This window comes from Paenibacillus puerhi (assembly GCF_009846885.1).
GTDB classification, from domain to species: domain Bacteria; phylum Bacillota; class Bacilli; order Paenibacillales; family NBRC-103111; genus Paenibacillus_G; species Paenibacillus_G puerhi.
Genome location: NZ_WUWM01000078.1, coordinates 1 through 2,458 on the forward strand (window position 1 = coordinate 1; position 2,458 = coordinate 2,458).

Annotated in this window: 3 protein-coding genes; all 3 read right to left on the bottom strand. The window is 60.0% G+C overall.

The genetic code is table 11. From position 1 onward, the window contains the following. Positions 1-57: 57 nt before the first annotated feature. Entirely contained in the window at positions 58-1,635 is a 1,578-nt protein-coding gene (gene tnpC, locus GSF01_RS29005) for an IS66 family transposase (protein WP_159888744.1), read from the bottom strand. A gap of 65 nt (positions 1,636-1,700) precedes the next feature. Beyond that, entirely contained in the window at positions 1,701-2,054 is a 354-nt protein-coding gene (gene tnpB / locus GSF01_RS29010; RefSeq protein WP_159888745.1) for an IS66 family insertion sequence element accessory protein TnpB, read from the bottom strand. After that, positions 2,048-2,374: an IS66 family insertion sequence element accessory protein TnpA gene (gene tnpA, locus GSF01_RS29015; RefSeq protein ID WP_159888746.1), complete on the bottom strand. Its 327-nt coding sequence runs from the start codon at positions 2,372-2,374 to the stop codon at positions 2,048-2,050. Before tnpA ends, tnpB begins: the two co-directional genes overlap by 7 nt. Positions 2,375-2,458 lie beyond the last annotated feature (84 nt).

The following is a 2,458-nucleotide window of genomic DNA, read 5'->3' on the forward strand; positions in this document are numbered from 1 at the left end:
GTAAGCGTCAAACAGCCCACACCTTGGCAAGAGGATGTGGGCTTGTCTATGATGAGATTATGATTTAAATACGCGTACGGTCAGCGGCAGCGACGGTGACCAAGGCAGCAAGCGGTCCAGGGCTTCAGGATCGCGGGGATCGGCCAACTGCGGAAGCTGCTCAAAGAGGTATTTCAAGTACTGGAATGGGTTCAGCCCGTTCTCTTTCGCCGTTTCGATCACGCTGTACACGGTGGCGCTCGCCTTTGCACCGCGAGGCGTATTCGCAAACAGCCAGTTCTTGCGCCCGATGACAAACGGTTTGATCGACCGCTCGCTGCGGTTGTTGTCGATCTCCAAACACCCGTCTTTCAGGAACGCCGTCAGCTTGTTCCACTGGTTCAGGCTGTAGGTAATCGCCTGGCCGAGCAGACTCTTCGGCAGGGTCCGCGAACGCTGCGCACGCAGCCATGCCAAATAAGCGTCCAGCACCGGCTGGCTGCGTTCGAGCCGGATTCGTTGCCTTTCTTCCGGCGCCACGTCCTTTAGCTCGCGTTCAATCGCAAAAAGCTGATTGCAGAACTGAAGGCCCTGCCCGGCGGCCGTTTCGGTTTTGTCCTGCGACGCCGGCAGCACCTTCAGGGCCTCGTCGAACTTGCGCCGGGCATGCGCCCAGCAGCCGACGAGCGTGACCTTTTTTACCTTGTGGTAACCGGCATAGCCGTCCACATGAAGGTAGCCGCTGAATCCCGACAGGAACTGCCGGGGATGCTCGCCGCCCCGGGTGCTCCGGTAGTCGTAGAGTACGATGGCCGGCCCCATGCGTCCGGTGCGGTACAGCCACAGGTACGACTGGGCTTCAGCCGATTTGCCCGGCTCGCGCAGCACCTGCAGGGTCGTTTCGTCCGCATGCAAAATGTCCTGCGAGAGCAAGTGCTCGTGCATGCGCCCGGTCAGCAGCGAGAGCCACTGGTCCGCCCCGTAGATCATCCAGTTCGCCAACGTCTGCCGCGAAAGGGTAAGCCCGAGCCGTGCAAACTGCTGCTCCTGTCGGTACAGCGGCTGGCTCTCCACATATTTCTGGCTCATGACATGCGCCAGGATGGACGGGGAAGCGAGACTTCCCGGATAAACCGCCTTCGGCATCGGCGCCGTCACGACAGGCGTGCGGATCTCTTCGCGTTCACAGCGGCGGCAGGCATACACCCGGCGCACGTGACGCACGACTTTGACTTCCGCCGGGATGACAGTAATTTCATTGCGCGTCTCCGTACTCATCTCATGGAGCGCACCGCCGCAGCAGGCGCAAACCCGCTCGCCTTCGGCCAGCTCGTAGACCACAGTTTCCACCGGGAACTGATCCAGCTTCGCTTCCCGGCTGCCGGCCGTCTTTTTGCGGCTGTACGTGACGGTTTCGGTCTCCGGCTCCGGCGTGCCCGAAGAAGCCAGCACTTCCGCTTCATTGAACAGGTTCAATTCCATCTGGTCCGGATCCGTCTTTTCGCTGGAGGCGCCAAAGCGTTTCTGCTGGGCAAGGCGCACCTGCTCCTCGTACCATTTCAGCTTGGCGGTGAGTTCGGCGATCTGTTGCTCCTGCCGGGCGTTTCGTTCTTCCAGTTCTTCTATTGTAAGGGGAGCGTTCGTCTGTTTTTCCATACCTGACGTTTTCGCCTGCGCCCGGCGATTTCCTGCGTGAAGGTATGGCGAAACGGCGAACTGTGCTAGACGACCGTTTGGGCCAGGACGGGTGGATGCGCCTGCCGCTGGCTGAGGGAAAGGCCGTCCAGCAGCCAGCGCAGCTCGCGGGAAGAAATGGCTGCAGTTCCCGTGCTGCCGGCCGGCCACTGAAAGCAGCCCTGCTCCAACCGGCGGTAAAACAGCCAAAAGCCGTTGTGCTCCCAGTACAGGATTTTCAGCTTGTTGCGCTCTCGATTGCAGAACACGAACAGGCTGGGGGCGAAAGGAGTTAAGTTGAAGCCTTCCTGCACGAGAGCCGCCAGCCCGTCGATAGACTTGCGCAGGTCCGTGGCACCGCAGGCGAGATAGACGGACTGCACATGAGGAAGGGTTAACATGGCGTCTCCAAAGCGAGGACGATGGAGCGGAGCAAGCCGGGGTCGAAGCCCGATTGAAGTTCGATGCTGGCCTGTCCCACGCGGACCACAAGCGAGGAAGGGGCTTCCGGCTGGCCGATAACGGTGAGAGGAACAAACCGGGGAGAATAGACCGGCGCTTCAGCAGGCAAGGGATTCTTTTTCGTTTTGCGGAGCCAGTATTTGAGTTGGTCCATGGTACAGCCATTCGCGGCACACCAGGTGGCCATGGTCCGGCCGCTGGCTTTGTATGCTGCGATACGTCCGGACCATTCCTTTCGACGCTGCTCTTTGTTCGACATGGGGCAACCTCCTGTTTGATTGGGTTGCCCTTATCTTCTCATGATTGGCCGTGAGGTAGAAGGTGGGTTGGGTTTGACGCTTAC